1 protein-coding gene is annotated in these 556 nt (G+C 42.4%); it reads right to left on the reverse strand.

The features are described 5' to 3' along the window. The coding region (locus D3H55_RS24710) for a hypothetical protein (RefSeq protein WP_168413252.1) at positions 1–556 on the reverse strand (556 nt) is incomplete at both ends.

A 556-nucleotide genomic window follows, 5' to 3' on the forward strand; every position in this document is an offset into this window, starting at 1 on the left:
CCCCATCTCCGTGGCTCCTCACAATATTCCAGTAAGGCAGTAACCTCTGGCCCTCTTAAAAATGCTGCCTGTTTTTCTTTTCGTTTGGCGAGCCTTTCAGCTTTTCTTTCCATGGCAATCTGCTGTTTGTAATCTTCATATCTTTCATCCGTTGACCACTCTAGGCCCAGGCTTAGTTGGTACACAATCCTACCATCTTTATAGACCTTAGCCTTTTCCACGAACTGTTCAAAAAGGTTCGCAGGGAATGCCAGATTCTTTTCATCACGCAGCTTTTTGATTCCCTTCTTCAGCTCTTTTAATTCATTTCTATAATGCTCTGCTAGCTTTTTACGGTCAGAGAAGTCTTTCAACTGCTGGTGCAGTTTTACTATCTTTTCACTTAGGGCATCCACCCTTTGATGATCTTGTCCGTCTTTATGCAGTTCTTCATCTACTGCCTCATATAGCTCTTGATTCAAGTGTTCCATCCTTCTTTGAGCCTCTTCTTCTTGCTTCAGCTCCTGAGCACTTAACACTGTTTGAGCAATGACTCTTTCTACTTCTTGTTGAAATG

Source organism: Bacillus salacetis (assembly GCF_003581585.1).
Taxonomy (GTDB): Bacteria; Bacillota; Bacilli; order Bacillales; family Bacillaceae_B; genus Rossellomorea; species Rossellomorea salacetis.